This is a genomic window from Nocardia amikacinitolerans NBRC 108937 (assembly GCF_001612615.1).
GTDB classification, from domain to species: domain Bacteria; phylum Actinomycetota; class Actinomycetes; order Mycobacteriales; family Mycobacteriaceae; genus Nocardia; species Nocardia amikacinitolerans.
Genome location: NZ_BDAU01000036.1, coordinates 1 through 25,314, shown reverse-complemented (window position 1 = coordinate 25,314; position 25,314 = coordinate 1). Strand labels below are relative to the sequence as shown.

25 protein-coding genes, 1 tRNA gene and 1 riboswitch are annotated in these 25,314 nt (G+C 69.4%); of the genes, 9 read left to right on the top strand and 17 right to left on the bottom strand.

All coding sequences use genetic code 11. From position 1 onward, the window contains the following. Nucleotides 1-88: 88 nt before the first annotated feature. Nucleotides 89-1,204 carry an Rv3626c family coenzyme F420 biosynthesis-associated protein gene (locus NAM01S_RS26000; protein WP_084483319.1) on the bottom strand — a complete coding sequence of 372 codons (1,116 nt, stop codon included), beginning with the start codon at nucleotides 1,202-1,204 and terminating at the stop codon, nucleotides 89-91. A gap of 13 nt (nucleotides 1,205-1,217) precedes the next feature. Beyond that, the gene (locus tag NAM01S_RS25995) at nucleotides 1,218-2,624 is read right to left on the bottom strand and encodes a D-alanyl-D-alanine carboxypeptidase/D-alanyl-D-alanine-endopeptidase (protein ID WP_084483310.1); all 1,407 of its coding nucleotides are present in this window, start codon (nucleotides 2,622-2,624) and stop codon (nucleotides 1,218-1,220) included. 230 nt (nucleotides 2,625-2,854) lie between these two features. Here NAM01S_RS25995 and NAM01S_RS25990 point away from each other — a divergent pair, with 230 nt between their 5' ends. Continuing rightward, entirely contained in the window at nucleotides 2,855-3,346 is a 492-nt protein-coding gene (locus tag NAM01S_RS25990; protein ID WP_067789948.1) for an inorganic diphosphatase, read from the top strand. Nucleotides 3,347-3,501: 155 nt separating this feature from the next. Here the strand turns inward: NAM01S_RS25990 and NAM01S_RS25985 are convergent, their stop codons facing one another. The 4 genes from NAM01S_RS25985 to NAM01S_RS25970 form a co-directional block, all read right to left on the bottom strand. Further along, nucleotides 3,502-3,744 carry a hypothetical protein gene (locus NAM01S_RS25985; protein WP_067789945.1) on the bottom strand — a complete coding sequence of 81 codons (243 nt, stop codon included), beginning with the start codon at nucleotides 3,742-3,744 and terminating at the stop codon, nucleotides 3,502-3,504. 294 nt (nucleotides 3,745-4,038) lie between these two features. Continuing rightward, nucleotides 4,039-5,823 carry an MDR family MFS transporter gene (locus tag NAM01S_RS25980; protein WP_067789942.1) on the bottom strand — a complete coding sequence of 595 codons (1,785 nt, stop codon included), beginning with the start codon at nucleotides 5,821-5,823 and terminating at the stop codon, nucleotides 4,039-4,041. Then, the gene (locus tag NAM01S_RS25975) at nucleotides 5,820-6,317 is read right to left on the bottom strand and encodes a MarR family winged helix-turn-helix transcriptional regulator (RefSeq protein WP_067789939.1); all 498 of its coding nucleotides are present in this window, start codon (nucleotides 6,315-6,317) and stop codon (nucleotides 5,820-5,822) included. Before NAM01S_RS25975 ends, NAM01S_RS25980 begins: the two co-directional genes overlap by 4 nt. A gap of 79 nt (nucleotides 6,318-6,396) precedes the next feature. Next, entirely contained in the window at nucleotides 6,397-7,218 is an 822-nt protein-coding gene (locus tag NAM01S_RS25970) for a crotonase/enoyl-CoA hydratase family protein (RefSeq protein ID WP_067789936.1), read from the bottom strand. A gap of 98 nt (nucleotides 7,219-7,316) precedes the next feature. Here NAM01S_RS25970 and NAM01S_RS25965 point away from each other — a divergent pair, with 98 nt between their 5' ends. Further along, complete coding sequence (locus NAM01S_RS25965) at nucleotides 7,317-7,793, top strand: YbaK/EbsC family protein (RefSeq protein WP_067790083.1); 477 nt, start codon at nucleotides 7,317-7,319, stop codon at nucleotides 7,791-7,793. Between the two features lie 99 nt (nucleotides 7,794-7,892). Beyond that, complete coding sequence (locus NAM01S_RS25960) at nucleotides 7,893-8,444, top strand: flavin reductase family protein (RefSeq protein ID WP_067789933.1); 552 nt, start codon at nucleotides 7,893-7,895, stop codon at nucleotides 8,442-8,444. A 6-nt stretch (nucleotides 8,445-8,450) separates the two neighbouring features. On the opposite strand, the gene NAM01S_RS25955 is transcribed toward NAM01S_RS25960, so the two are convergent. Both NAM01S_RS25955 and NAM01S_RS25950 read right to left on the bottom strand, forming a co-directional pair. Beyond that, nucleotides 8,451-9,050: a Uma2 family endonuclease gene (locus tag NAM01S_RS25955; protein ID WP_067789931.1), complete on the bottom strand. Its 600-nt coding sequence runs from the start codon at nucleotides 9,048-9,050 to the stop codon at nucleotides 8,451-8,453. Nucleotides 9,051-9,135: 85 nt separating this feature from the next. Continuing rightward, nucleotides 9,136-10,455: an aminotransferase class V-fold PLP-dependent enzyme gene (locus NAM01S_RS25950; protein ID WP_067789928.1), complete on the bottom strand. Its 1,320-nt coding sequence runs from the start codon at nucleotides 10,453-10,455 to the stop codon at nucleotides 9,136-9,138. Nucleotides 10,456-10,501: 46 nt separating this feature from the next. Continuing rightward, a riboswitch (SAM riboswitch) is annotated at nucleotides 10,502-10,615 on the bottom strand. Between the two features lie 88 nt (nucleotides 10,616-10,703). Between NAM01S_RS25950 and NAM01S_RS25945 the strand changes: the two genes are divergently transcribed. From NAM01S_RS25945 to NAM01S_RS25935, 3 genes are all read left to right on the top strand, one after another. Beyond that, nucleotides 10,704-11,336 carry a LysE family translocator gene (locus NAM01S_RS25945; protein ID WP_067789924.1) on the top strand — a complete coding sequence of 211 codons (633 nt, stop codon included), beginning with the start codon at nucleotides 10,704-10,706 and terminating at the stop codon, nucleotides 11,334-11,336. Nucleotides 11,337-11,530: 194 nt separating this feature from the next. Continuing rightward, the gene (locus tag NAM01S_RS25940) at nucleotides 11,531-15,712 is read left to right on the top strand and encodes a Pls/PosA family non-ribosomal peptide synthetase (protein WP_169810904.1); all 4,182 of its coding nucleotides are present in this window, start codon (nucleotides 11,531-11,533) and stop codon (nucleotides 15,710-15,712) included. Next, complete coding sequence (locus NAM01S_RS25935) at nucleotides 15,712-17,061, top strand: M1 family metallopeptidase (protein ID WP_067789922.1); 1,350 nt, start codon at nucleotides 15,712-15,714, stop codon at nucleotides 17,059-17,061. The genes NAM01S_RS25940 and NAM01S_RS25935 overlap by 1 nt, the downstream gene beginning before the upstream one ends. A gap of 13 nt (nucleotides 17,062-17,074) precedes the next feature. Here NAM01S_RS25935 and NAM01S_RS25930 read toward each other — a convergent pair whose 3' ends face one another. From NAM01S_RS25930 to NAM01S_RS25920, 3 genes are all read right to left on the bottom strand, one after another. After that, nucleotides 17,075-17,260: a hypothetical protein gene (locus NAM01S_RS25930; RefSeq protein WP_067789919.1), complete on the bottom strand. Its 186-nt coding sequence runs from the start codon at nucleotides 17,258-17,260 to the stop codon at nucleotides 17,075-17,077. A 223-nt stretch (nucleotides 17,261-17,483) separates the two neighbouring features. Next, complete coding sequence (locus tag NAM01S_RS25925; RefSeq protein ID WP_084483308.1) at nucleotides 17,484-17,945, bottom strand: DUF2752 domain-containing protein; 462 nt, start codon at nucleotides 17,943-17,945, stop codon at nucleotides 17,484-17,486. Between the two features lie 110 nt (nucleotides 17,946-18,055). Continuing rightward, nucleotides 18,056-18,433 (bottom strand): glyoxalase superfamily protein, encoded by a 378-nt coding sequence (locus NAM01S_RS25920; RefSeq protein ID WP_067789916.1) that lies wholly within the window; start codon nucleotides 18,431-18,433, stop codon nucleotides 18,056-18,058. A gap of 404 nt (nucleotides 18,434-18,837) precedes the next feature. Between NAM01S_RS25920 and NAM01S_RS25915 the strand changes: the two genes are divergently transcribed. Then, nucleotides 18,838-19,893: an alpha/beta fold hydrolase gene (locus tag NAM01S_RS25915; RefSeq protein WP_067789914.1), complete on the top strand. Its 1,056-nt coding sequence runs from the start codon at nucleotides 18,838-18,840 to the stop codon at nucleotides 19,891-19,893. A gap of 51 nt (nucleotides 19,894-19,944) precedes the next feature. Here the strand turns inward: NAM01S_RS25915 and NAM01S_RS25910 are convergent, their stop codons facing one another. Continuing rightward, nucleotides 19,945-20,838 (bottom strand): LysR family transcriptional regulator, encoded by an 894-nt coding sequence (locus tag NAM01S_RS25910; protein WP_067789911.1) that lies wholly within the window; start codon nucleotides 20,836-20,838, stop codon nucleotides 19,945-19,947. 91 nt (nucleotides 20,839-20,929) lie between these two features. Here NAM01S_RS25910 and NAM01S_RS25905 point away from each other — a divergent pair, with 91 nt between their 5' ends. After that, nucleotides 20,930-21,283 carry a DoxX family protein gene (locus tag NAM01S_RS25905; RefSeq protein ID WP_067789908.1) on the top strand — a complete coding sequence of 118 codons (354 nt, stop codon included), beginning with the start codon at nucleotides 20,930-20,932 and terminating at the stop codon, nucleotides 21,281-21,283. Between the two features lie 87 nt (nucleotides 21,284-21,370). Here NAM01S_RS25905 and NAM01S_RS25900 read toward each other — a convergent pair whose 3' ends face one another. The 4 genes from NAM01S_RS25900 to NAM01S_RS25885 all read right to left on the bottom strand — a co-directional run bounded on the left by NAM01S_RS25900 (nucleotide 21,371) and on the right by NAM01S_RS25885 (nucleotide 24,052). Further along, complete coding sequence (locus tag NAM01S_RS25900; RefSeq protein WP_157107912.1) at nucleotides 21,371-21,562, bottom strand: hypothetical protein; 192 nt, start codon at nucleotides 21,560-21,562, stop codon at nucleotides 21,371-21,373. A gap of 26 nt (nucleotides 21,563-21,588) precedes the next feature. Continuing rightward, the gene (locus NAM01S_RS25895) at nucleotides 21,589-21,933 is read right to left on the bottom strand and encodes a hypothetical protein (RefSeq protein WP_067789904.1); all 345 of its coding nucleotides are present in this window, start codon (nucleotides 21,931-21,933) and stop codon (nucleotides 21,589-21,591) included. A 765-nt stretch (nucleotides 21,934-22,698) separates the two neighbouring features. Beyond that, nucleotides 22,699-22,774, bottom strand: a tRNA-Thr gene (locus NAM01S_RS25890). A gap of 72 nt (nucleotides 22,775-22,846) precedes the next feature. Continuing rightward, complete coding sequence (locus NAM01S_RS25885) at nucleotides 22,847-24,052, bottom strand: DNA polymerase III subunit delta' (RefSeq protein ID WP_067789901.1); 1,206 nt, start codon at nucleotides 24,050-24,052, stop codon at nucleotides 22,847-22,849. A gap of 171 nt (nucleotides 24,053-24,223) precedes the next feature. Between NAM01S_RS25885 and NAM01S_RS25880 the strand changes: the two genes are divergently transcribed. Further along, nucleotides 24,224-24,769: a DJ-1/PfpI family protein gene (locus tag NAM01S_RS25880; protein ID WP_067789898.1), complete on the top strand. Its 546-nt coding sequence runs from the start codon at nucleotides 24,224-24,226 to the stop codon at nucleotides 24,767-24,769. 38 nt (nucleotides 24,770-24,807) lie between these two features. On the opposite strand, the gene NAM01S_RS25875 is transcribed toward NAM01S_RS25880, so the two are convergent. Then, nucleotides 24,808-25,311 (bottom strand): mycothiol transferase, encoded by a 504-nt coding sequence (locus NAM01S_RS25875; RefSeq protein ID WP_067790077.1) that lies wholly within the window; start codon nucleotides 25,309-25,311, stop codon nucleotides 24,808-24,810. Between the last annotated feature and the right edge of the window lie 3 nt (nucleotides 25,312-25,314).

Genomic DNA, 25,314 nt, shown 5'->3' with positions numbered 1-25,314 from the left:
GGCTTTGCTTGTCCAACCTTTGCGGACGGGCATCGGTACCTCCGCACGGCACTGGATCGGCCGTACCGACGTGGGCCCGGAAGTTCGCTCAGCCCAGTACGCGGGCGATCCAGCGGTCCGGGTTCTCGATCTCGTCGGGCCGGGGCAGCGTCTCGGGATTCGACCACACGACGTTGAACCGCTCCATGCCGACGCGACCCACGACGTGGTCGACGAACGCCTTGCCGCGGACGTACTGCGCGACCTTCGCGTCGACGCCGAGCAGGGCACGCAGGATGCGCTGGATCGGGTTGGTCGGGCGCTTGCGGCGCTTGTCGAACGCCGCGCGGATCTGCTCGACCGACGGGATGACCGTGGGACCGACGGCGTCCATCACGTGGTCGGCGTGGCCTTCGAGCAGGGTGCCGAGCATGAGCAGCCGGTCGAGGGCCTCGCGCTGCGGCGGCGCCTGGGTGGCGCGCAGCAAGCCGACGACGCCGCGGGTGGCCGGATCGTCGTTGGCGGTACCGCGGCGGCGGTCGCGTAGTTCCTCGACCAAGCGGGTCAGCATGTCGGTCAGCGGTTCGTCACCGACCTCGGAGAGGACGTCGACGTTGTTGCGCATGTACTCGGCCAGCCAGGGCGCGGAGGAGAACTGCACCCGGTGGGTCACCTCGTGCAGGCACACCCAGAACCGGAAGTCGGCTGCCGGGACCCCGAGCGCGCGCTCGACGGCCATGATGTTCGGCGCGACGAGCAGCAGCGTGCCGTCCGGCCCGGTGAACGGGTCGTACTGGCCGAGGATGGCGGTGGAGAGGAACGCGAGCATGGCGCCCGCCTGCACGCCTGCGGGCTTGCCCGCGAAGCCGCCGCGACCCCGTGTATCGCCGCCGGTGCCGGTGAGCTGGGCCATGGAGTCGGCGGCCGCGCCGATCCAACCGGGCCGGTCGACGATGCGCGCCGCGGGCACGGGCTGATCGTCGAGCAGTCCGCTCACCTCGCGAACCGGTCTTTCGGCCCGCACCGACGCCTCGGCCAGCTCGGCGACGACCTGCTCGGCCGAGTAGCGCGAGGTGCGCGGCCCCGGCGGCACAAGGGCCGATCCGGTGCGCGCGGCCAACCGCCAGTCGACGGCGCCGGACAGGCCGGAGCGACGTCGCGCCTTGCCGTCCGATGCCGAATCGGCGACGGCGGATTCGCGTGTCTTGTCAGCGCCTTCGATCATGGTCAACCACCCGTCACGAGCATCCACAGTTGCGCAGCGTGCCTGCGATGGCGTCCAACGCGGGCCTGCTCACCTCCGGCGGCCGGTCGTTCGACATCAACGCGAAGGTCAGCACCCGGCCATCCCGGTCGAGCACATACCCGACCAACGTGCTGGCCACCGAGAGAGTTCCGGTCTTGGCGCGCACCCATCCTGCGCCGCCGCGGTTCTGGGTGACATATCGGCTGGCCAGCGAGCCCGTCGCGCCCGCGACAGGCAGATCGTCCAGCATCGGCGCGAGGGTCGCCGCGAGCTTCTCGCCTGCGGGCCTGGCCTTCGTGCCGGTCGGCCGGGTCAGCGCGTCACCGGCCGACTGGGCGGCGGTGGCGACGATCTTGTCCAGCAGACGCGCGGGGACGCGGTCGTCGGTGGAGAGTCCGCTGGTGTCGTGCATCACCACCCCGTTCAGATCGAAGCCGGCCTTCTCCAGTGTGGCGGCCACGGCGGCGACCGCGCCGCCGAACGACGGTTCGTGTCCGGTCGCCACCGCGATCTCCCGGCCGATGGTCTCGGCGAGCACGTTGTCGGAGTAGACCATCATGTCGCGCAGCCGGTCGCGCAGCGGCGCGGACTGCACGCTCGCCACCTCGGCCGCGCCCGGCGCCGCCTTGCCCGCACGCACCCGAGACGGGTCGAGACCGAGTTCGGTGGCCAGCCTGCGTCCGGCGTCCAGCGCGGGGGTCGAGGTGCGCGGGGAGTATTCGACCAGCGGTTCGATGCGGCCGCCGTCGATCATCACCGCTTCGATCGGGGCGATCGAGCCGCCGGGGATGTCGGAGTCCTCCCAGCCCTTCGCCATGGTCGGCCCGGCGAAGGCGGTGGTGTCGACCACGATGGTGTCCGCCGTGCTTCCGGCGAGCTTGATCTGCGCGACCAGGTCGGCGAGGCGCGGGCCCTTCGGGTAGTAACCCTTGCCGTCGGCCTGCGCGGTCAGCGTCGGATCGCCGCCGCCGACCAGCACCAGTTCGTTCGGCGCCGTCCCGGCGACCACTTTGGTGGTGACCCGCTGGTCCGGCGGCAGGGCGAGCAGTGCGGCCGCGGTGGTGAGGATCTTGGCGGTGGACGACGGAATCATCGGCGTGCCCGGATCCTGGCTCCAGAGCGTGGTCCCGCTGTCGGCGTCGGTGACGACACCGGCGAACGTGCCGAGATCCGGATTGGCCAGCGCGCCACCGAGCGCCGCAGCCACACCGGCCGGGCTCGGCGCGGGCGCGTTCGACGGCGCGGGAGCCACTTGCGGAAACGGCTTCACCGGCGGAGGCGGCGCGGCGATGGTCAGCCCGCCGTGCCGGAACTCCGGGGTCCACGGCTGGACGACGACCAACGCACCGGCGGCCGCGATCAGCAGCACGCTGAAGGTAGCCCCGAATCCGATCCACATTCTGCGGCGGCGCCGTGCGGCCAAGTCACCGATATTTCTCTTGTTCCCGCCAACCACGTACCCGTCGTCTCCCTGACTCGGCTGCCGCGCCACCCGGCGCACCCATGCCCTTCAAAACCTCGGCCCCACCGATCACACTATCCTCGTTTCGCTACCGTTCCCCCGAACAACCTGGCGAGTCGGCGGTCGTGCCCGCTCGAGCCACCGGATGCAGCACAGAAGGAGATGGCGTGGAGTTCGACGTCACCATCGAGATCCCCAAGGGTTCCCGCAACAAGTACGAGGTCGATCACGAGACCGGCCGTGTTCGGCTCGACCGGTTCCTCTACACCTCCATGGCCTACCCGGCCGACTACGGCTTCATCGAGAACTCGCTCGGCGAGGACGGTGACCCGCTGGACGCGCTGGTCCTGCTGCCCGACTCGGTGTTCCCCGGCGTGATCGTCGAGGCGCGCCCTGTCGCGATGTACAAGATGGAGGACGAGGCGGGCGGCGACGCCAAGGTGCTGTGCGTGCCCGCGGGCGACCCGCGCTGGGACCACATCCAGGACCTGGCCGACGTGCCGGAGTTCGAGCTCGCCGCGATCAAGCACTTCTTCGAGCGCTACAAGGACCTGGAGCCGGGCAAGTACGTGAAGGGCTCGGAGTGGGTCGGTCGCGCCGAGGCCGAGGCCGAGGTGGAAGCCTCCTTCAAGCGTCTGCAGGAGAAGGGCGGCCACTGAGCCGCACGACGAAGGCGGGAGGTCCGTACGGACCTCCCGCCTTTTCGTTGTCCCCGAAGGGTTCTCCGTTACGCGAAAGGGACGCCCGGCGCGCCGGACGTCCCTGGGGAACCGATCACGGTGCTCCGAGCACCGATTACGGGTGGTTTCGCGGGTCAGTAGTAGATGTAGAGGTCCCAGCCGTCCCAGGCCTCGACGCACTCCCAGTAGTAGCCGCCGGTGCTCGGCGAGACGCCGTCGGCGCGGCAGGCCTCGAAGGTGGCGTAGGTGCCGATGTAGGTGGCGCCGTAGCCGGTCGCCTGGTAGGTCGGCGCGGCGTTCGCCGTGGCAGCCGTCGACACCCCGGCGACGGCTGCGGTGGCAAGAAGGCCAGCGGCGAGGAAGGACTTGATTCGCATTTCACTGCTCCTGGAAAGCGAGGTTGATGTTGACCTCTCTCAAGGTAGGGAGCGAAACCCCGCCGAACAGCCACCCCTAGGGCTCGAACCCCCACCCCCTCAGGAGAATCCACCTTCCCCACCCTGCACGGGGATTCACCCCGCACACTCGCAATCCGCAGGACTCGCCCGCACCTCCCCAACCGCTTCGACCATTTCCGACGCCACGCGGCCGCGGCGGCTTCCCCGGCAGCGAAACCGCCATGGCCGCAACATTTCCCGCTTGCGAGCGTGCGTCGTGCAGCCGGCCGTCGGTCACGAATCCGGACCGTCCACACCGCGCCGCGCGCTCTCGCGGCCCGCGCTCTGGTCCAGCGGCGGCTCCACGGTCGCACCGCCGGGCAGCGGCAGGCCGGTCTGTTCGAGGAGCCGCGTCTCGGTGTCCACCACGTTGTCGTTTGCCGCCTGGATGCCGCCGACCATGCGCAGCGGCACTTCCTTCCAGAACAGCACGAGGATCAGCGCGAGCAGCGAGAGGACGGTGACGGCGAGGAACACCGTCGACATGGAGTCGGCGAAACCGACCTGGAAGGGTCTGGCCAGCTCCGGGCTGAGCTGCTGGATGATCGAGCTGTCCTTCAGCACCTCGCCCGCGGCCGAAGTGTCCTGGGCGAGCAGGCCTTTGGCCAGCGCGGCGTCGGCGGGGTTGCCGCTCTGCGCACCGGCGAGGACGGCCCGCGCGAACTCCGGGTCGCTTGCGGCGGAGTGCAGTTCGTCGGTGATGTTCGGTGTCATCCGCGCGAACAGGATGGACAGGAACACCGCGACGCCCAGCGTGCCGCCGATCTGCCGGAAGAAGGTGGCGGCCGCGGTGGAGACGCCCATGTCCTTGGGCGGCAACGCGTTCTGCAAGGCGAGGGTGAGCGGCTGCATGAGGTTGCCGAGGCCGAAACCGGTGCAGGCCATGAAGAGCATGGCCAACCACAGCGGGCTGTCGGCGTCGAGGAAGTGCAGCAGGAACAGACCGAGCGTCAGCGTGGTCGCGCCGATGATCGGGAAGATCCGGTAGCGGCCGGTCCGCGAGATCAACTGGCCGGACAGGATCGAACCGAGCATCAGACCAAGCACCATCGGCAGCATTTGCAGACCGGCCAGTGTCGGGCTCGCGCCGCGCACCACCTGGAGGTACTGCGGCAGTAGCGAGATACCGCCGAACATGGCCGCACCGACCACGAACGAGATGACGACACCCAGCGCGAAGGTGCGGTTGCCGAAGATTCGCAACGGGATCAGCGCCGCGTCCTTCAGCCCCTTCTCGACCACGACGAACCCGACGACGCCGAACGCGCCGATCACATAGCAAGTCACCGAAGCGACGCTGCCCCAACCCCATTCGCGCCCTTGCTCGGCGACGATGAGCAACGGCACCAGTCCGACGGCAAGCACGAGCACGCCCCACCAGTCGACCCGATCGGTGGAGTGCGGCTTCTTCGGCAAGCGCAGCACTCGCGAAACCACCGCCAGCGCAACGAGTCCCACCGGCACGTTGACCAGGAACACCCAGCGCCAGCCGCTGACGCCGAGGATGGTGTCCTGCCCGGCTAGGACGCCGCCGAGCACCGGGCCGATCACGCTGGACGTGCCGAAAACCGCGAGGAAATAGCCCTGGTAGCGGGCTCTTTCGCGCGGACCGACGATGTCGCCGAGGATGGCGAGCGCCAGCGACATCAGCCCGCCCGCGCCCATGCCCTGCACGGCGCGGAAGGCGGCCAGCTGGTACATCGACTGCGCGAGCGTGCACAGCAGCGAGCCGACGACGAAGATGCTGATGGCCGCCATGAAGAAGGGCTTGCGGCCGAACATGTCCGACAACTTGCCGTACAGCGGCGTGGTGAGGGTGGCGGTGATCAAGTAGGCGGTGGTGGCCCAGGCCTGGAGCGCGTAGCCGTCGAGATCGTCGGCGATGGTGCGGATCGCCGTCGAGACGATGGTCTGGTCCAGCGAGGAGAGCAGCATGCCAAGCATGAGCCCGCTGAGGATGGTCAGGATCTGCCGGTGGGTGAATCCCGCCTGCGACGTCACGGTGGTCGGAGTGGTCACGAATTCCGCTCCGCTTCATCCGGATTCGTCAGCCGCCGCCCGGCGACCATCATGGGTCGCGCGCGTTCGAAATCGTCGACGAACTGGCGCAGCAGGTCCGCGAAGAGCGCGCGGTTGTCCGGCGTCCATTCGGCCATCACCCGGGTGAGGTTGTCGTGGCGGCGCCTGCGGATCCGCTCGGCCACCTCCCGTCCGCGCTCGGTCACCTCGAGCACCGTCGCGCGTCCGTCGGCGGGGTCGGCCGTGCGCCGGACCAGCTCGCGCTCGACAAGTTGGGCGACCTGACGGCTGACCGTCGACGCGTCGGAGTACACCGCCTCGGCCAGCGCGCCCGAGCGCATCGGACCGTCGCACAGCAACCGGAACAGCACGGCGAACACGGCCGGGTCGACGCGGTCCTCGGTGCGGATCTGCAAGGCGGTCCGGTCGCGGATGCGCTGGAGCCGGGTCAGTTGCACCGCGATGGTGTCGATCGAGAGGTCGTCCGCGTCCACGCACCGCCACCTTTACTTGCGCCAATCAATTAGTTGCCTACCGCAAGTATGTCGGCGCGTGGACGCTCGACGCAAACGTTCATCGACCCTTGAACTGCGGCTCCCGCTTCTCGAACACGGCCTGGATGGCCTCGGTCAGGTCCTCCGACGGCAGGAAGGCGGCGTTCCACGCCGAGACGTAGCGCAGGCCCTCGGCCACCTCCGACGCGCGCTTCTGGTCCAGCACGTCCTTCACGCCCTGCACCACGAGCGGCGGGTTCGCGGCGATCTCGCGCGCCATCGCGTGCGCCGCGTCCAGCACCGCCTCTTGGTCCGGGTACACGTCGTTGATCAGGCCGATCTTCTCGGCGCGCGCGGCGTCGATGTCCTTGCCGGTGTAGGCGAGCTCGCGCAGGTGGCCCTCGCCGATGATGCCGGGCAGCCGGTGCAGCGAACCGATGTCGGCGACGATCGCGACCTTGGCCTCGCGCAGGCTGAACTTGGCGTCCGCACTCGCCAGCCGGACGTCGACGGCCGCGATCAGGTCGAGGCCGCCGCCGATGCACCAGCCGGAGATGGCCGCGATCACCGGCTTGACGCACTCGGCCACCGCGGTGACCGAGTCCTGCATCCGCCGGATCTCCTTGAGGAAGTCGGTGCGCGGCGCGGCGAGCGCCTTGTCGGCGAGCAGCGGACCGAAGGTGCCCGCCATGGCCGGGAGGTCGAGGCCGTAGGAGAAGTGCTTGCCCGAGCCGGTGAGCACGATGGCGCGTACCTCGGGATCGGCGTCGAGGCCGCGGAAGATCTCGGGGAGTTCCCGCCAGAAGTCCGGGCCCATCGCGTTGCCCTTACCGGGGCCGGTCAACGTCACCTGCGCGACGTGGTCCTTTGTCTCGACGGTGAAAGCCTGCCAGTCAGTCATTTGTACAGCGTATACGCCTCTTCCGCGGGCCGTCCGGGGGAATGCGGCGCGTCTTTCGTCGACAGGAGCAAATGCGCAGCCGCACTTACCCTGAATTCATGAGCAGGGCCCAGCTACCTCCGGTCGCCTGCCGGGTCGCCGACACGCTGATCGCGCGCGGCCATCACGGCGTCATCCTCCGCCAACCGACACCCACCCGAACCGCGGCCGACGCGGCGCGCGTCCTCGGCGTCGAGGTGGGCGCGATCACCAAATCGCTGGTGTTCCTGCTGGACGAGGATCCGGTGCTGCTGCTCGTCTCCGGGGCGCACGAGGTGGACCTGACCCAGACCGGTGCGCGGCTCGAAGGCACGCTCACCCGCGCGCCCGCGGCGTTGGTGCGGGAGGTGACCGGTCAGCCGATCGGCGGGGTCGCGCCGGTCGGGCATCCCACCAACCTGCCGACCTGGGTGGACAACGCGTTGGCCAGACACCAGGAGCTGTGGGCGGCGGGCGGGCATCCGAACACGCTGTTCCGTACGTCGTTCCGTGAGTTGGTGCGGATCACCGCCGGGCTTCCGATCGATGTGGACTGAATCTCACACTGCCGCGTGAGCTGCGAGTTTCCCCGGCGAACGGCAATCGAACAACAATCGCGCGAGCCGAATTCGGCGAATCGGGCGTACTTTCGTCATGTGACCGAAGCACCGCAGCCGCGCACCGGCGTCCGGATTCCCGACGACCTGAGCGGCATCACCGCCGAGCAGTACCGCGCGTCCATGCGTCACTATCCGGCCGGCGTCACCGTGGTCACGCTCTCCTGCCCGAAGGGACCGGTCGGCTTCACCGCGACCTCCTTCGCCTCGCTCTCGCTGGAACCGCCGCTGGTGTCGTTCAACATCGCGCACACCTCGTCCAGCATGGCCGCGATGCTCGACGCCGATTCCGTGGTCATCCACTTCCTCGGCGAACACCAGCAGCACATCGCCAAGCGCTTCTCCCGCTCCGCCGAGGAACGCTTCACCGACCGCTCCCTGTGGACCACCCTGGACACCGGCGAACCCGTCCTGCACGGCACCCCCATCTGGGTCCGCGCCGTCGTCCAGCAACTCATCCCCATCGGCGACCACACCTTCGTCGTCGGCCTGGTCACCCGCGTCCACGACAACACCGACGAAAAGCCCGCCGCCGCACCGCTGTTGTACTACAACGGCCGCTACCACCGCCCGTCCTCGCTGGAGGACTGAGTGGGCTCAGGAGCCGTCCAGCTCCTTGAACGCGACCTCCATCGGGAACGGGCCGGTCAATCGCAGCGCGTCCTGATGGGTTTCAGCGAGCCGATAGGTCCGGCTCGCGCAGTCCAGGCGGTATTCCTGAACGATCTTCACGCGGCGCTCGGCATCGAGGTGCACCACGAGGTAGATCGGGATGCCCTCGTGCGCGTATTCCGCCCGCTTGTCGACGGTGTCGGTGTACTCCGATCCGGGTGAGACGACCTCGACGACCAGCAGCGCGTCGGCGGTGGTGAGCTTGCGGTCCTCCTCGACACACCGGTGCAGCACCACATCGGGCCTGCGGAAGGAGAACCCTGGACTGCCCGGCCTGCCTTTGACGTAGTGCATCTCGAAGTCGGTGACGACGCCGGTGCACGGTTCGGCAGGGCGTGCCTGCTCCAGAGCGTTGGCCAGCCGCCTGGCCACATTGTTGTGCTGGAAACTCCCGCTGCGACAGAAGATGACGTGACCGTCGACCACCTCGATCTGCCGCTGCACGTCCTCGGGCAGTGCGTCGTAACCCGCCTCGGTGATGAGCAGCGCCCCCGGATCGGTCGCCCACGCGGGCAGAATGCTCATCGGTCCACCTCAGGGTCGGGAACGGTCTCGCCGATAGTATCCCGCCGACACCGCTCCCAACGCGCCGCGAAACCGCGGCCGAGGATCAGGCGATGAGGCAGGGGGTGGCGCCGGTGGTGGGGGTGGCGGTGAAGGGGCGGGTTTCGGGGGTGGGGTTCCAGAGGCCGTCGGTTTCGGCGTAGTTCCAGGAGGGGCCGCGGTGGACAAGGGTGGCGACGGCGTCGACGAGGCGGTCGATGTCGGTGGACGTGGTGCCGAGGCCGATGCTGGCGCGCAGTGCGCCGTCGAGGCCGAGGCGGGCGAGCAGCGGGTGGGCGCAGAAGCGGCCGTCGCGCACGCCGATGGCGTGTTCGGCGGAAAGGTAGGCGGCGACGTGGCCGGGTGCGAAGCCCGCGACGGTGAACGCGACGATGCCGACGGAATCGGGACTGTCGGACCAGATGCGCAGCGTCTCGACGCCCGGGATGGCGCACAGTCCGTCGCGCAGGCGGTCGGCGAGGAGGCGTTCGTGCGCGGCCAACGCCGCGGGGTCGATGGCGGCGAGCGCGTCGCAGGCGGCGGCGATCGCGGCAGCGCCGAGCACGTTCGGCGAACCCGCCTCGTGCCGCTGCGGCGCGGGCGCCCATTCGGTGTGCTCGGCGCTCACCGCGCGGACCGCACCGCCGCCCGCGAGATGCGGCTCGGCCCGATCCAGCCAGTCACGGCGGCCGACCAGCACACCGGCGCCGAACGGCGCGTACAGCTTGTGCCCCGAGAAGGCGAGGTAGTCGATACCCTTCTCCCGCAGACTGATTCGCCGGTGCGGCGCGAGCTGGGCCGCGTCGACCAAAATGCGCGCCCCGCACTGGTGCGCGATGTCGGCGAGCCGCTCCAACGGCAGCACCTCGCCGGTGACATTCGACGCCCCCGTGACCGCGAGCAGCGCGGCGGGCTTGCTGCACAGCTCCGCCACCAGCAATCGGATGGTCTCGGCGACGGTGTCGGCGGCGCGCACCACCCGGCGTCCGTGCCGCGTCCACGGCAGGAAATTGGCGTGATGTTCGATGTCGAGCACCACGGTGTCGCCCGGCACGCAGGACGCGAGCAGGTTCAGCGAGTCGGTCGTGTTGCGGGTGAACACCACCACCTGGTCGTCGTCGGCGTCGAGGAAACGGGCGACCGAACCGCGCGCCGCCTCGTAGCACTCGGTGGAGATGCGCGAGGCGTAGCCCGCGCCGCGGTGCACGCTGGCGTAGTACGGCAACAACCGCTGGATCCGGTCGGTGACCTGGGCCAGCGCGGGCGCGCTCGCGGCGTAGTCGAAGTTGGCGTAGGTGCGGGTTCCGCCCTGCACGAGCGGCACCGGCAGATCGTCACCCGAGACGCGGGCGAAGGCGGCGCAGGTCTGGTCCACAACAGAAGTCATCACGTAATCCCGTCGGCTATGGGACTCGCAATCGAGAGATTCGTCGAGTCCGCGCTTGCCGCACCCGGTCGGGCGGCGGCCCGGTCGTCACCCGGAGCACCCCACCGCGGAGGAGGGTTGCCGACCAGCTAGCCGGGGCTTAGCGCTGGTACTCATGACCAGTTCCGAGGTTGGCAGACCGCACGCGGCTCTGTCAACCTCCGGATTATTCGGTTGCGTCGACGACAGAACTGCGCTGCACTCGGTGGATGACGCCCTCCCTGCTGCTGAGCTTCGTCGGATTGTGCGTCCTGCTTTCCCTCACTCCGGGGCCGGATTCGTTTCTGGTGCTGCGCTTTTCGATCGTGGACGCCCGTCCCGGCATCGCCGCGGCGGTCGGTTCCGCGCTCGGCGGGCTGGTGTGGGCGGTGGTAGTTGCCGCGGGCGTCGCCGCGCTCCTGGAGCAATCCGCCACCGCGTATCGCGCGCTGAAGATCGTCGGCGGAATCTATTTGGTGTACTTGGGAATTCGCACGCTCATCGAATTGCGCAGGCGGCGGGCACCGGCCGATCCCGAATTCGATTCCAGCGGCGGGAAAACCGCGCCCTCGGTTCGCTCGGCGTTCACGGCGGGCGTGGTCTCGTGTCTGTTCAACCCGAAGGTCGGCCTGTTCTACCTGGCCGTGCTGCCCCAGTTCCTGACCGAGGTCACTTTTCTCAACACCCTCGCGCTCGGCGCGATCGAATGCACCGTCGCGGCCGTCGAAATGGTCCTGCTCGCCCTGCTCGCCGCCCGCGCGGTGGCGTTTCTGCGCAGTCCGAAGGTCCGCGATCGGCTCGAACAGGCCAGCGCCGGAATCCTCACCGCGCTGGGACTCGGCACCGCGGCCTCGGCGACCTGACGGACCGAATCCGGCCCACCAGCCATTTCGCGCAGCGGGTTCGCCGCTCGACATCACACCGCGGCCCCGGCGATTTCACCGATACCGCGGGTACCTTGGTCTGTTGGTCACCGTGGCGTTTGCCAATCGGTAACCCTCATGTGAGACAACCAACGGCGACGCAAGGCAGGTCTATGAGAGGTGGGTCGGACGTGATGCTCCAGCCGCAGGTAGACACCGCGGCGGGCGAGGGCCCGACCGGGCGAGCGCTGTCCGATCCGCTCCGGCGCGGGGTCGCCGCGCCTCCCGTGCGAACCCTGGTCGACATTCTTTCGGCGACCGCCGAAGCCCATCCGGACGCGCACGCCATCGATGACGGCGAGATCCTGCTCACGTATCGCGAGCTGCTCGCCGCGATCCAGCACCGAGTGGGCGAGCTCACGGCGGCGGGCGTGCGGGCGGGTGACCGGGTCGGCGTCCGGATGCCTTCCGGCGGCCATGATCTCTACGTCACGATCCTCGCCGTGCTGTGGGCGGGCGCCGCGTACGTCCCGGTCGACGCCGACGACCCGGACGAGCGCGCCCGACTGGTGTTCGGCGAGGCCCGGGTCAGCGCCATCGCCGAGGTCGACGGAATCCGTCCCGTCATCGAACGCGACAGCACGCCAACCCGACCCACAGCCGCGACAACCTCGTCGGACGGCGAGATCGACACCGCGCCAACCCGGCCCCCAGCCGAAGCAAACCCGCTCGACAGCGAAACCGACGCCGCGCCAACCGGACTCCCCGCCAAGACGATCCAACACGACGGCGAAAGCGACCCCGCGCCAACGGAACTCATAGCCGACGGAACCCGGTCCGACGACAAAGCCGATACCGCACAAACCCGAGCCAGTGTCGAGGCAGCCGCACCCGATGGCGAAGCATCCACGGCGGCAACGCAATCCGATCACGCTCTCCCAAACCCCGACGACGACGCCTGGATCATCTTCACCTCCGGCTCCACCGGCACCCCCAAGGGCGTCGCGGTCACCCACCGCAACGCCGCCGCCTTCGTCGACGCCGAGGCGCGACTCTTCCTGCGGGACGCGCCCATCGGCCCCGGCGACCGTGTCCTCGCCGGTCTCTCGGTCGCCTTCGACGCCTCCTGCGAGGAGATGTGGCTGGCCTGGCGGCACGGCGCCTGCCTGGTGCCCGCGCCACGCGCACTGGTGCGCACCGGCGCCGACCTCGGGCCTTGGCTGGTTCGTCGGGAAATCAGCATCGTCTCGACCGTGCCGACGCTGGCCGCGACCTGGCCCGCCGAGGCGCTGGAACCGGTCCGGCTGCTGATCTTCGGCGGCGAGGCCGTGCCACCGGAACTCGCCGAACGCCTTGCGGGCGACGAGGATTCGGGCCGCGAGGTGTGGAACACCTACGGCCCCACCGAGGCCACCGTCGTGGCGTGCGCGGCCCTGCTCACCGGAGAGCCGCCGATTCGCATCGGATTGCCGTTGGACGGCTGGGATCTGGCGGTGGTCGACGCGCAGGGCAACCCGGTCGGTGAGGGCGAATCGGGCGAACTCGTCATCGGCGGCGTCGGACTCGGCCGCTACCTGGATCCCGCCAAGGACGCCGAGAAGTACGCACCGCTGCCCGCGCTCGGCTGGGAACGCGCTTACCGCAGCGGCGATCTGGTCCGCAACGAGAGCGCCGGACTCGTCTTCCTCGGCCGCGCCGACGATCAGATCAAGCTCGGCGGCCGCCGTATCGAACTGGGCGAGATCGACAACGCGCTCCAGCATCTGCCCGGCGTCACCGGAGCGGCCGCCGCGATCCGAACGACCAAGGCGGGCAACAAGATCCTGGTCGGCTACCTCACCGGCCCGGACGCCGACTTCGACGTGCACGCCGCCCGCGAACTGCTCGCCGGACAGCTGCCCGCACCGCTGGTGCCGCGCCTGGCGGTGGTCGGCGAACTGCCGACCCGCACCTCGGGCAAGGTCGACCGCGACGCTTTGCCTTGGCCGCTGCCCAAGACCAAGCCCGCCGACGCCGACATGTCCCCCACCGCACGCTGGGTCGCCGGACTCTGGGACGCCATCTTCGGCGCCGAGGCGACCGGCCCCGACGCCGACTTCTTCGACCTCGGCGGCGGCTCGCTCGCCGCCGCCCAGCTGGTCACCGCGCTGCGCGAACGCTATCCGCGGGTCGCCGTCGCCGATCTCTACGACCATCCGCGCCTCGGCGCGCTCGCCGACTGGCTCGACGCCAGCGCCCCCACCGCCGCGGTCGTGGAACGCACCGTGCGCCCGACCCCGCGCGCCGCGCAGTGGGTGCAGGTGCTCGCCACGGTGCCGCTGACCACCCTGACCGGATTGCAGTGGCTCACTTGGCTGGCCATCGTCGGCAATATCGCGGCGTGGTCGGGATCGCTGCCCTGGCTGCCTCGACTGTCCTGGTGGTGGGCGCTGATCGCGTTCCTGCTCTTCATCTCCCCGCCAGGCCGGATGGCGCTGTGCGTTGCCGGGTCGCGCGTGCTGTTGCGCGGTATGGAGCCGGGCAGCTATCCGCGCGGCGGCTCGGTGCACCTGCGTCTGTGGGCCGCGGTGCGGCTGTCCGAGGCGAGCGGCGCCGAGAACCTTTCCGGCGCACCGTGGATGGTGCCGTTCGCGCGTGCGCTCGGCGCGCGCATCGGCAAGGGTGTCGACCTGCACACGTTGCCGCCGGTCACCGGGATGCTCGAACTGGGCGACGGGTGCAGCGTGGAACCCGAGGTCGACCTCTCCGGCTACTGGATCGACGGCGACCTCGTGCACATCGGACCGATCACCATCGGCCCCGGCGCGGTGGTCGGCGCGCGCTCGATCCTGCTGCCGGGCACGCGGATCGGCAAGAACGCCGAGATCGCGCCGGGTTCCGCGGTCTCGGGCAAGGTCAAGGCCGAACAGGAATGGGCGGGCTCCCCTGCCGTGAAGGTCGGCCGCGCCCGGCACCGCTGGCCCGCGCACACGCCACCGCGTGCCCGGCACTGGGTCCCGATCTTCGGCATCACCTCGATGGCGCTCGCCGCGCTCCCGATCCTCGGCCTCGGCACAGGTGGCGCGTTCCTGGCCTGGTGGGTCCGCGACACCACGACGCTCACCGCCGCGCTCGGCCGCGCCTTCGCCGTACTGCCGGTGGCCGTCCTACTCGTGCTCGGCGTCTACGCCGCGGCGACCGTCGTCCTGGTGCGTCTGTTCGCCATCGGACTGACCGAGGGTCACCATCCGGTGCGCAGCCGCGTCGGCTGGCAGGCCTGGTCCACCGAACGGCTGCTCGACTCCGCGCGCACCTTCCTGTTCCCGCTCTACGCCAGCCTGCTGACGCCGCTGTGGCTGCGCATGCTCGGCGCGAAGGTCGGCAAGCACGTCGAGGCATCGACCGTGCTGCTGCTGCCCAAGTTCACCACCGTCGCCGACGGCGCGTTCCTTGCCGACGACACCATGGTCGCCGGTTACGAACTCGGCGGCGGCTGGCTACGCATCGGCGAGGCCAAGGTCGGCAAGCGCGCCTTCCTCGGCAACTCGGGCATGACCGCGCCCGGCCGCCGGGTACCGAAGAACGGGCTGGTCGCCGTGCTCTCGGCCGCGCCGTCCAAGGCCAAGGCGGGGTCCTCGTGGCTCGGCAGCCCGCCGGTGCGCCTGCGCCGCGCCTCCGAAACCGCCGACGCCCGCCGCACTTTCGATCCGCCGCGGCGGCTGCGCGTCGCGCGGGCGATCGTCGAGACGTGCAGGCTGATCCCGGTGCTCATCACCTTCGCCATCGGCCTCGGCGTGCTCTTCGCGCTGGCCTGGCTGGCCCAGCGGATCGGTCACCTGCCGACCGCGCTGCTCAGCGGCGTCGTGCTGTTGGTCGCGGGCGCTGTCGCGTGCGGTAGCGCGGTGGCCGCGAAGTGGTTGCTGGTGGGTCGGATTCGGGCCGAGGAGCATCCGCTGTGGAGCTCGTTCGTCTGGCGCAACGAGGTCTCGGACACGTTCGTCGAGACCGTCGCCGCGCCCTGGTTCGCCCGCGCCGCGACCGGAACGCCGGTACTGAATCTGTGGCTTCGCGCGCTCGGCGCGCGCATCGGCCGCGGGGTATGGTGCGAGTCCTACTGGCTACCGGAGGCGGATCTGGTGACACTCGGCGACGGCGCGACCGTGGAGCGAGGCTGCGTGGTGCAGACCCATCTGTTCCACGATCGGATCATGGCCATGGACACCGTCACCCTCGGCGCGGGCGCCACCCTCGGCCCGCACTGCGTCGCCCTGCCCGCGGCGGGTCTGGGCGCGGGCGCGACCGTCGGCCCCGCCTCGCTCGTGATGCGCGGCGACACCGTGCCGCCGTCGACCAGGTGGTGGGGCAACCCCATCGCACCGTGGCACGAGGAGGGCTGATGGGTGAGAAGTTCTACGAGAAGCCCATCGACGACTACCTGCCGCAGAACGGCAATCGTGGCTATCGGGTCTCGCGGTACGAGCTCGATCTGGTCTACCGGGTGGCGAGCAACCGGCTGAGCGGGCGCGCGGAGATCACCGCGGTCACCACCGCCGTCCAGCCCCGGTTCAGCCTCGACCTCGGGCAGGCGTTGACGGTGTCGAAGGTGTTCGTGAACGGCGCCAAGGCCGCGAAATACGGTCACCAGCACGGCAAATTGGTCGTCACGCCGCAGCAGAAGATCCCGGCGGGCGGCGTGCTCTCGGTGGTGATCCAGTACGCGGGCGTGCCGAAGCCGGTGCGCGGGCCGTGGGGCGAGGTCGGCTGGGAGGAGCTGTCCGAGGGCGCACTCGTCGCCAGCCAGCCCAACGGGGCCGCGTCCTGGTTTCCCTGCGACGACCACCCGAGTTCCAAAGCGAGCTACCGGATTTCGATCACCACCGACAGCCCGTACTACGCCGTCGCCAACGGCACGCTGGTGCGCAAGCAGACGAAGGCCAGCCAGACCACCTGGGTCTACGAGCAGCCGGAGCCGATGTCGAGCTACCTGGCCACCATCCAGATCGGGCACTACCGCAAGCACCGCGTCGGCCCGGCGCACGGACCGGTGCCCATGCAGGCGGTCGTGCCGCCACGGCTGCGCGCCGAGTTCGAACACGACTTCGCGCGTCAACCGCGGATGATGGAGGTCTTCACCGAACGGTTCGGCCCCTATCCGTTCGGCGGCTACACGGTGGTGATCACCGACGACGACCTGGAGATTCCCATCGAGGCCCAGGGCATCTCGGTGTTCGGCGCCAACCATTGCGACGGCCGCCGCGGCTCCGAACGGCTCGTCGCGCACGAACTCGCGCACCAATGGTTCGGCAACAGCCTGACCCTGCGGCAATGGCGCGACATCTGGCTGCACGAGGGCTTCGCCTGCTACGCCGAATGGATCTGGTCCGAGGCCTCCGGCGGGCCGACGGCCGACCAGCTGGCTCGCGCCGCCCGACACAACCTGGCGCGGCAGCCGCAGGACATCGTCATCGGGGACCCCGGTCCCAGGCGCATGTTCGACGATCGGGTGTACAAACGCGGCGCGCTCACCCTGCACGCGCTGCGCCTCGAGCTCGGCGAGCCCGGCTTCTTCGACCTGCTACGGGAATGGGTGCTGCGCTACCGGCATTCCTCGGTGAGCACCGAGGAGTTCACCGATCTGGCCGGGCACTACAGCCTGGTGCCGCTACGTCCGCTGTGGGAAAGCTGGCTGCGCAGCGAGGCGCTGCCGCAGCTGCCGCCGCACGGCGGGCAGGTCGGAGCGCGCTGAGTTTCGCCGGGGCTCAGAACACGAGGTAGCGGGCGGCGAGTTCTTCGACGATCGGGTCGTCCTCGGCGACGCTGTCCAGTGTGTCCAGGTCGGCCGCCACCGAGATCTGCCTCGGGTCGTCGTGTTCGTTGTCGGACGCGTCCTCGGCCAGCTGACGCAGCAGCTTTTCGCGTACCCGCGCCTTGAGTGAATTCTTCATACCGAGGGCTTGCCCGGTTCGGGGCGCGGGAATCTCGCGGGGAGTACCGGGTTGCTCGGTGGCGCGCCGCGTTCCGGACCGCGGCCGTCCTAGGCGCACGGGGGACGACACCGGCAGGATGCCGCAGACCCCCGCTGGATGCCGGCAAGGAGGGCACAGTCAGTCCGGCCGCCTGTTTGGCGATCGGCGCCGCCAGTTCGAGCGCGTGCGGTTGGAGGTGCGGCTAGACGGGAGCCAGCCATGTCCCCCACGGCGTGTTGCGCAGTACCGAGTACACGACGAACAGCGCGAGCACCGTCCACATGAACGGGCGCGGCAGGTCCGGGACGCGGGGGCGTTCACCGCGCCAGGCGCGCATCGCCCAATCGCCGAGGAAGACCGCGAAGGCCAAGAGCAGCGGAATCGCGAGCAGGTTGCTGTGCAGCGAGTCCAGCAGGCGGCCGTCGGTGAGGTTGTGCACGGCGCGCATCCCGCCGCAGCCGGGGCAGTACAACCCGGTCAGGCCGTAGATCGGGCAGATGCCGTACGAGCCCTCCACGTGCGGGTCACGGAAGTGCAGCAGAACCACGGCCCCCACCGCCGCGCCCGCCGCAAGCGCGGGCAGACCGAGAGCACGCCACCCTGTGCGCCGCACCCGCTGCGGCGGCGGGAACGGGTGCTGGGCTGCGACGTGCGTGGTGTCCACGAGAAACCACGGTAGCGGGATCGCGCGGGTCGGCGCTACAGCCACCGAGCGCGTCGAAAAGGAGACCGTCGGCCGTGCTGCTCGGAGTGCGAAAGTTTTTGCGGACCGCGCTACTCCGGCTGCGCGAGGCGCAATACGTTGCCCGAGGGATCGGTCAGGTCGAACCCGGGACCGCCGGGTCCGTCCTCGGGGCAGCCCGGCTCGGCATACCGGTAGTCCTTGGCGGCGAGCTCGGCGTGCAGCGCGTGGATGTCGCCCACCGCGATCCACAGCACCGAGCCGGGTGTGCCGTCACCGTGGTGCTCGCTGAGGTGCAGTTTCGCGTCCGACCGGGACACCTGCGCGTAGAGCGGGAAGTTCGCTCCGAACCGGTGCTCCCAGTCGACGGTGAAACCCAAGTAATCGCAATAGAATTCGTAGGCTTTCGCGGTGTCGAACATACGCAGCACCGGAATCGGCGCGGCAAACCGAATGCCCTCGGAGGTCATCGCCCGATCATCGCACCACCCACCGACAGCCCGCGGCCTCTGCACGCGACGACGCCTCCCACACAGCGTTCACACGCCTCACATAGGCACTGGCTGTGTGGGGCGTGCACAGGGTGTGTGGGACGAGGTGGGTTGGGGCGGGGCACCGCTGGGGGCTGGGTAACGATCGGGTACCGGTGATAGCGGCGCGGGCTCGGCGGGCGATGTACCGGATGTGACTGTTCTGGCCGTGGGCACTCCCGGGAGACATCGCTCGTGCGCGATGTTTCTCCTTCCGGGCAGAGTTCACCGGACCGAATATTGGGTATCCACAGATATGCGCCAGGATTTCCGCCGTCGAGCGCTTGCACTTGCAAGCACTTTGCTTGCATCGTAGTGTGGCGGATGACACAAAGGAGTGCACAATGCTGGTGACGTCGATGAAGACACTGGCGGGGGTGCGCGGCGCCGAGCCGCTCACCGCGGCTTACCGTGCCGGACTGCGGTCCCGCACTTTCGCGACAGCTTCGCTGAACAAGCCGACCGCACCCTGCGAGATCATCCCGGTCACCACCGTCGACGGTGCCAAGCTCCGAGTCCACGCGTACGGACCTGCCGACGGTGACGTCATCGTGCTCATCCACGGCTGGAGCTGCTGCATCGAGTACTGGAACCCGCAGATCAACGCACTCGCGGACCGCTACCGCGTGATCGCGTACGACCAGCGCGGACACGGCGAGAGCACCCTGGGTCGGACCGCCCCGAGCGGCGACACCCTCGCCGACGACCTGGCCACCGTCCTGGACGCCACCCTGCCGCGCGGCAAGCGCGCCACCCTCGTCGGCCACAGCATGGGCGGCATCACCTTGCAGGCGTGGGCCGCCCGCTACCCGGAGCAGGTGCCCGCCCGCGCCAACGCGGTGGTGCTCGCGAACACCGCCTCCCGCGAGATCCGCCACGAGACCGATCTCCTCCCGCTGCTGAACAAGCCGCTGATGATGGCGCAGCGTCCGGTCACCCTCTTCGGGGCGGGCCTGCGCATGCCGCTGGTGTTCGCCGAGACGCTGCTGAGCGCACCGGTTCCGCTGCCAGGCGGCCCGCTGGCGACGGCCATCATCAAAGCCAGGCTGATGACGAAGAACGCGACCGCCGACGAGGTCGCCTTCTCGCTCGGCATCGTCCGCTCCTGCCGCCCGCTCACCCGCGGCCTGCACGCCGCGGCGCTCGCCGTCCTCGACCTTGGCGACGCGGCCAAGAACCTGACCGTCCCCACCACCGTCATCGCGGGCGAGTACGACTACCTGCTGCCAGCGAGGATGAACCGTCCGATCGTCGACGCGCTCGACGCCGCGGGCTCGCTCGCCGACTACCAGGTCTGGCCGACCGGCCACCTCGGCAATATCGAGGCCGCCGACCGCTTCAACGCCGAAATCGATCGGATCGCCCAAGGCGCGAGCAACCAGCGCGCCACCGCGGTCTGACCCGGATCGTTCTCCCGGGCCGGTCGACGAGGCCCGGCCCGGGAGCGACGTTCACGGTTGCTCGAAGCGCAGGCAGCTGCGAACGAAGTCCTGGACCGGCGCGTTGTCGTCATCGATCGGATTCCACGCGACACCGACCTGGCTGGCGGCGATTCCGGCCACCGACCGGAAAACGATGCCGGGCCGCTGATAAAAGCGAGCCGCGGACTCCGGCGCCAAGGCGATGCCGTACCCGTTCGCGATCGCGTTGAGCCAGTCGTCCGGGTGCTGGGTGACGGCGCCGATGCGCGGTGGAACGCCGCTGCGCTCGTCGACGGCCAACCAATAGTCGCGCCACGGTCCGGTCGCCTGCGGAGCGGCGACGAACGGCTCGTCCAGCAACTCATCGAACGGGATCTCGTCGCGATCGGCGAACCGGTGCGTACTCGGCAGAACGACGCAGCGCGGCTCGGTGAGCAGCACCTCCACGCGCCATTTCTCCTGGTCGGGGATCGGCAGCCGCAGTATCGCGACGTCGACCCGGCCGTCGGCCAATCCCGCGGTCGGATCCGACCAGGCACTCTGGCGCATATCCACTCGCCAGCCCGGCCTGCGAGCCGTGAATTCGGCGATGATCTCCGTGGTGGCCTCGTTGGCGGCGCTGGCGAGGAAACCCACCCGCAGGACGCGAGTCTCCCGCGCGGCCGCGACGTTGGTTTCGGACACCGCGCGACTCCAGTCGTCCAGCAGAGCGGGCACCCGCCGCGCCAGCGCGCGCCCCGCCTCGGTGAGCGCCATTCCCGCCCGCGAACGCGTGAAAAGCGTTGCCCCCAACAAGGTTTCGAGCTGCTTGAGCTGCTTCGTGAGCGCCGGTTGCGAGACGTACAACCGTTCGGCCGCGCGGGTCAGATTCCCCTCCTCGGCCACGGCCGCGAAGTAGCGCAGCAGCCGAGTGTCGACATCCATGCCCCCAGGTTATGGATACAGGTATTGGTGCCACAACGACCGCCGAATCGAGACTGGGTGGGCAACCCCGTCTCCGTCGGAAGGCTCCGTCGTGTTCGCCCTCTACGTCACCCTGACCACCCTCACCGCGCTGGCCGCCGCGACCGGCGCGTGGATGAACTTCGTCCGCCACCCCATCCCCGTAGCCGCGGCGAAGGAGGTGCGCGTCCCACAGACCTGGATGCTCCCGCTGGGATCCCTGCTCGCCGCCGGCGCCCTCGGCCTCGTCGCCGGTTTCGCTATCCCGCTCGTCGGCATCGCCGCCGCCACGGGTCTGGTCCTCTATTTCATCGGAGCGGTCATCGCCCACTTACGAGTCGCGGACTTCCACCTCGGCCGCGTATCCACAGCCCTCGCCCTCACCGTAGCCACCCTCACCGTCACCCTGCTCCACCAAATAGGCTGAGCCACGGAGGTTTTCACGCCTCCGTGACGCTGTACGCCATCCGAGTTCAGTAGCGGGATCCGCCCTGCGCCGTCCTCGGACCAGTGCCTACGCCGACTGGCTGATCAAGCACCACAAGCCGATAGCGGGGTGGGCATCACAAAGCCCCCCGGCGACGGGCTCGGTCGGCGCCGGAGTGAACGTTTCGAGCGGCAGGGGCTCGGCCGTGGCGGTGCCGCTACCGACAAGGGCCGCGGCGCCGATCAGAGCGCCGACGACGATTCCACGCAGTGCAACCATTTGATACTCCATTGGGTGGTAGCGATTTATATTGCGACGCAAGCGGATCCGAGGTCGATACCGGTACCGACATCGACCACCTGCCTCGCCTGAGCCGAAGCGTTCGGCTGGAAGGCGTAGATGTAGTTGATGTTCGTCCTGGACGGGATCCATGTCGCCTTGGCAACGCCGCCGGACGGCATCACCTCCGCGAATCCACTGGGGCCCTGACCTTCCTCGAAGAAGAAGACCGGCTGGCTGTCGTCGTCCACCGTCACGGATACGGTGTAGGAGCACGTCGTTCCGTAGCGGTGCGTGCCGAGGGCGAACGCGGGCTGAATTCCGATGCTGGTGACCGTCGCCGAAGCCGGCGGCGCGACCAAAACGGTCACGCCCGCAGCGAGTGCGGCAGCGCCCGCAGAGATTCGAATCGCTTTGGGCGACCAGGCAGTTCGTGTCATGGTGTCTGAATTTCCTCCAGTACGCGTCCGGGATCCCTTCCCCCGGACGCCGAGCGGATCGATTCACGGCCTCGACCCATCAGATGTCCTGATCTGCCGTCGGGGATGGCGGCTCGTAGTGTTGCATACTTGACCGATCGGTAGCAATAGCCGTAGCGTCTCGAAATATGTTGCGCGGCAAGTGCTCTGACATCGAGCACCTGCTGTACACCATCGGCGACATCGTCGTACGAACTGACGCCGCCGAACCGCCGCACGCCAACTGCTGCGCGGCCTCCGCGCCAGTCGAGATCCGAGCAGTCAGGCCAGTCGACCCGGTTGTCGCACGTCCCGGCTTGCAGGACACGGCAGGACATTCACCGACCGTAACGTGGATTGCCGACACAGACCGAGTCGCAGCAGACCCTGCCGATCTGGCGGAGCGATCGCGCCGGAGTCCGCCGTATCCCCCTGAAGACGCTACGGAACACCTCCGCGTCCCTCATGCTCGACTGGGCACCCGGTGCACATCGTCGTGGCGGGGCGCGGCCACAACCCTGAGGTTCCGCATTCCATCTACAGCGACGCGCGCCCCGAGGACTTGAAGGCGGCGGGGGCCGCGCTCTTCGGCTGAATCCGCAATCCGCGTCTTGGCAAGTTCTTGGCAAGTTGAGACGCAGAAGGCCCTCCCCGGCGAACCGGAAAGGGCCTCTGACTTGGAGCCGCCTGGGGGAATCGAACCCCCGACCTTTTCATTACGAGTGAAGCGCTCTACCGACTGAGCTAAGGCGGCGTGCCTTTCGGCCACGCGAGTCTATCGTCTCCGCCCCCGGATCGCGAAAACGGGTGGTCCCGCGGGGTGCGGTCAGGCGGATTGGGCGGCCATGATGGCCGCGACCATGGCGGCGAGGGCGAAGCGGGGCTTGACGTTGAGGTCGAGGGCTTCGCGGCAGTCGAGCACGGCCTCGATGGAGCGCAGCAGGCCTTCGGGGCGCACGCGATCGGCGAGGTCGTGGATCTGGTCGGACATGTCGGGGTGCGTGAGGGTGACGCCCGAGCCGTTGCGCGCCGCGCCGAAGCGGACGGCCAGCGCGTCGCGATACACCCCGGCCACGTCGATCAACGCGCGGTCGAGTGCGTCGCGGCCGGTGCGGGTAGCGCGGGATTTCTGGCGGCGCTCGAGATCCTTCAGCACGCCCGCGGAGCCGCGGGTCGCACTGGCCGCACCCTTGCCGGTGCCGCCCGCTCCGAGCGCGGTGGCCAGCTCCTCGCGTTCGCGTTCGTCGCGGGCCGCGCTCATCTGCTTGGCCTCGTCGTCGGCGGCCTTCACCAGTTCGTCGGCGGCGGCGTAGGCCGCGCCGGGCCGCCCAACGGCCGCCACCATCGCAAGCGCCCGCTGCCGACGCGCCCTCGCCTCTTCGTCGGTGGCCAGCCGCCGGGCCCGTCCGACGTGGCCGCCGCTGACCGAGGCCGCCCAGTTCGCGGTCTTCTCGTCGAGTCGGTCGCGCTCCTTCAGTACCTTGGCGATGGCGGGCACCGACGGGGTCACCAGGTGCACGTGCCTGCACCGCGAGCGCAGCGTGATCGAGATGTCCTCCGGGTCAACCGACGGCGCGCACAGCAGGAACACCGTGCGGTCCGGCGGCTCTTCGACCACCTTGAGCAGCACGTTGCCCGCCGCCTCCGTCAAACGGTCGGCGTCCTCGATGACCACCACCTGCCAGCGCCCGGTGCTCGGACGGCGCGCCGCGATCTGGACGATCTCGCGCATCTCCTTGGTGCTGATGCTCAGCCCCTCGGGCACCACCCGCCGCACGTCGCCGTGGGTGCCCGCCATGGTCGTGGTGCAGGCGTGGCACTTTCCGCAGCCGGGCACGCCGGGATCCGTGCACTGCAACGCCGCCGCGAAGCACAGCGCCGCAATGGATCTCCCCGATCCGGGCGGGCCGGTGAACAACCAGGAGTGCGTCATCGCGCCCTCGACCGCTCCGGCGCGGGCCGCGATCGCGGCAGCCGTCAGCTCGGACTCGACCGCATCCTGGCCGACCAACCGATCGAAGACTCCCGCCACGGCCTACACCCTAGTGGTGCCGTCCGACAAAGTCCGCAGCCCGGGCGGCGGGAGGTCGGCCTTACCGCCACCGGCTCTCGGCCTGTCCCCGCGCGACACGCGGGCGCTGCCGAGCAATCGTTGACCCAGCTCATCGCACAGGCGGATCCTCGATGCGGAGGTGGAATCATCGTGAGAATCCTGTTGATCGCCGGGGACGCCGCCGAAGACCTCGAGGTCTTCTACCCCTACCAGCGCCTGCTCGAAGAGGGCCACGCGGTGGACATCGCGGCGCCGACCGTCAAGAAGCTCCAGTTCGTCGTCCACGACTTCGCGGACGGCTACGACACCTACACTGAGAAACTCGGCCACAGCTGGCCCGCCGACATCGCGCTGGCCGACGTCGTGCCGGACGACTACGGCGCGCTCGTTGTCCCGGGCGGACGCGCGCCGGAGTACCTGCGCAACAACCCGGACTGCCAGCGCGTCGTCCAGCATTTCGCCGAGGAACGCAAGCCCATCGCCGCCCTGTGCCACGGCCCGCTCATCCTCGCCGCCGCCGGCGTGCTCACCGGCCGCTCGTGCAGCGCCTACCCCGCCCTCGCCCCCGATATCGAGGCCGCGGGCGGCAAGTTCGTGGACAGCGAGGCGCACGTCGAGGACAACATCGTCACCGGTCGCGCCTGGCCCGACCACCCCGCGTGGATGCGCGAATTCCTCCGGCTGCTGCGCGAGTGAGCACGACGCCGCGCCGCGCGCCAACTACGGGCAGCGATTCATGACACCCTGGAATAGGTGCTGTTCTGTCCGTCCAGTGCCTCGCGGATGATATCGGCGTGTCCGCAGTGGTGCGCGATCTCCCGCAGGATGTGCAAGATCGTGAAACGCACGGTCTGCCAAACCCTTTCGGGCGTCCACGGGGCGGTCGGGGTGGGGATGGAGGTGTCAAGGCTGTCCACGGTCCAGATCAGCTCGGCCGTTTCGGCGGCCACCTCGTCCCAGGTGTCCAGCAGGCCTTGCACCGTCTCGTCCGGCGCCATGACGTACTCGCCCGCGAACTTGGAGACGTCCAGCTCGGCGTGCTCGTCACGGGCGACGATCACCGAGGTCCAGTGCCGCTCGCAGCTGATCAGATGATGCAGTAGGCCACCGAGGGTCAACTCGCTGACAGTGGTGCGCTTGCGCGCCTGCTCGTCATCGATGCCGCGAACGGTGATTCGGAACAGCTCGCGCTGATCCGCCAGCATCGCGATCAGATCCTCGCGCTCCCGATCGGCCATGGT

Bases quoted from the DNA above. Each gene is read 5' to 3' on its own strand.
- NAM01S_RS26000 (WP_084483319.1), bottom strand. From the start codon at position 1,204: ATGATCGAAGGCGCTGACAAGACACGCGAATCCGCCGTCGCCGATTCG.
- NAM01S_RS25995 (WP_084483310.1), bottom strand. From the start codon at position 2,624: ATGTGGATCGGATTCGGGGCTACCTTCAGCGTGCTGCTGATCGCGGCC.
- NAM01S_RS25985 (WP_067789945.1), bottom strand. From the start codon at position 3,744: ATGCGAATCAAGTCCTTCCTCGCCGCTGGCCTTCTTGCCACCGCAGCC.
- NAM01S_RS25970 (WP_067789936.1), bottom strand. From the start codon at position 7,218: ATGACTGACTGGCAGGCTTTCACCGTCGAGACAAAGGACCACGTCGCG.
- NAM01S_RS25965 (WP_067790083.1), top strand. From the start codon at position 7,317: ATGAGCAGGGCCCAGCTACCTCCGGTCGCCTGCCGGGTCGCCGACACG.
- NAM01S_RS25955 (WP_067789931.1), bottom strand. From the start codon at position 9,050: ATGAGCATTCTGCCCGCGTGGGCGACCGATCCGGGGGCGCTGCTCATC.
- NAM01S_RS25950 (WP_067789928.1), bottom strand. From the start codon at position 10,455: ATGACTTCTGTTGTGGACCAGACCTGCGCCGCCTTCGCCCGCGTCTCG.
- NAM01S_RS25945 (WP_067789924.1), top strand. From the start codon at position 10,704: ATGACGCCCTCCCTGCTGCTGAGCTTCGTCGGATTGTGCGTCCTGCTT.
- NAM01S_RS25940 (WP_169810904.1), top strand. From the start codon at position 11,531: ATGCTCCAGCCGCAGGTAGACACCGCGGCGGGCGAGGGCCCGACCGGG.
- NAM01S_RS25935 (WP_067789922.1), top strand. From the start codon at position 15,712: ATGGGTGAGAAGTTCTACGAGAAGCCCATCGACGACTACCTGCCGCAG.
- NAM01S_RS25930 (WP_067789919.1), bottom strand. From the start codon at position 17,260: ATGAAGAATTCACTCAAGGCGCGGGTACGCGAAAAGCTGCTGCGTCAG.
- NAM01S_RS25920 (WP_067789916.1), bottom strand. From the start codon at position 18,433: ATGACCTCCGAGGGCATTCGGTTTGCCGCGCCGATTCCGGTGCTGCGT.
- NAM01S_RS25915 (WP_067789914.1), top strand. From the start codon at position 18,838: ATGCTGGTGACGTCGATGAAGACACTGGCGGGGGTGCGCGGCGCCGAG.
- NAM01S_RS25910 (WP_067789911.1), bottom strand. From the start codon at position 20,838: ATGGATGTCGACACTCGGCTGCTGCGCTACTTCGCGGCCGTGGCCGAG.
- NAM01S_RS25900 (WP_157107912.1), bottom strand. From the start codon at position 21,562: ATGGTTGCACTGCGTGGAATCGTCGTCGGCGCTCTGATCGGCGCCGCG.
- NAM01S_RS25875 (WP_067790077.1), bottom strand. From the start codon at position 25,311: ATGGCCGATCGGGAGCGCGAGGATCTGATCGCGATGCTGGCGGATCAG.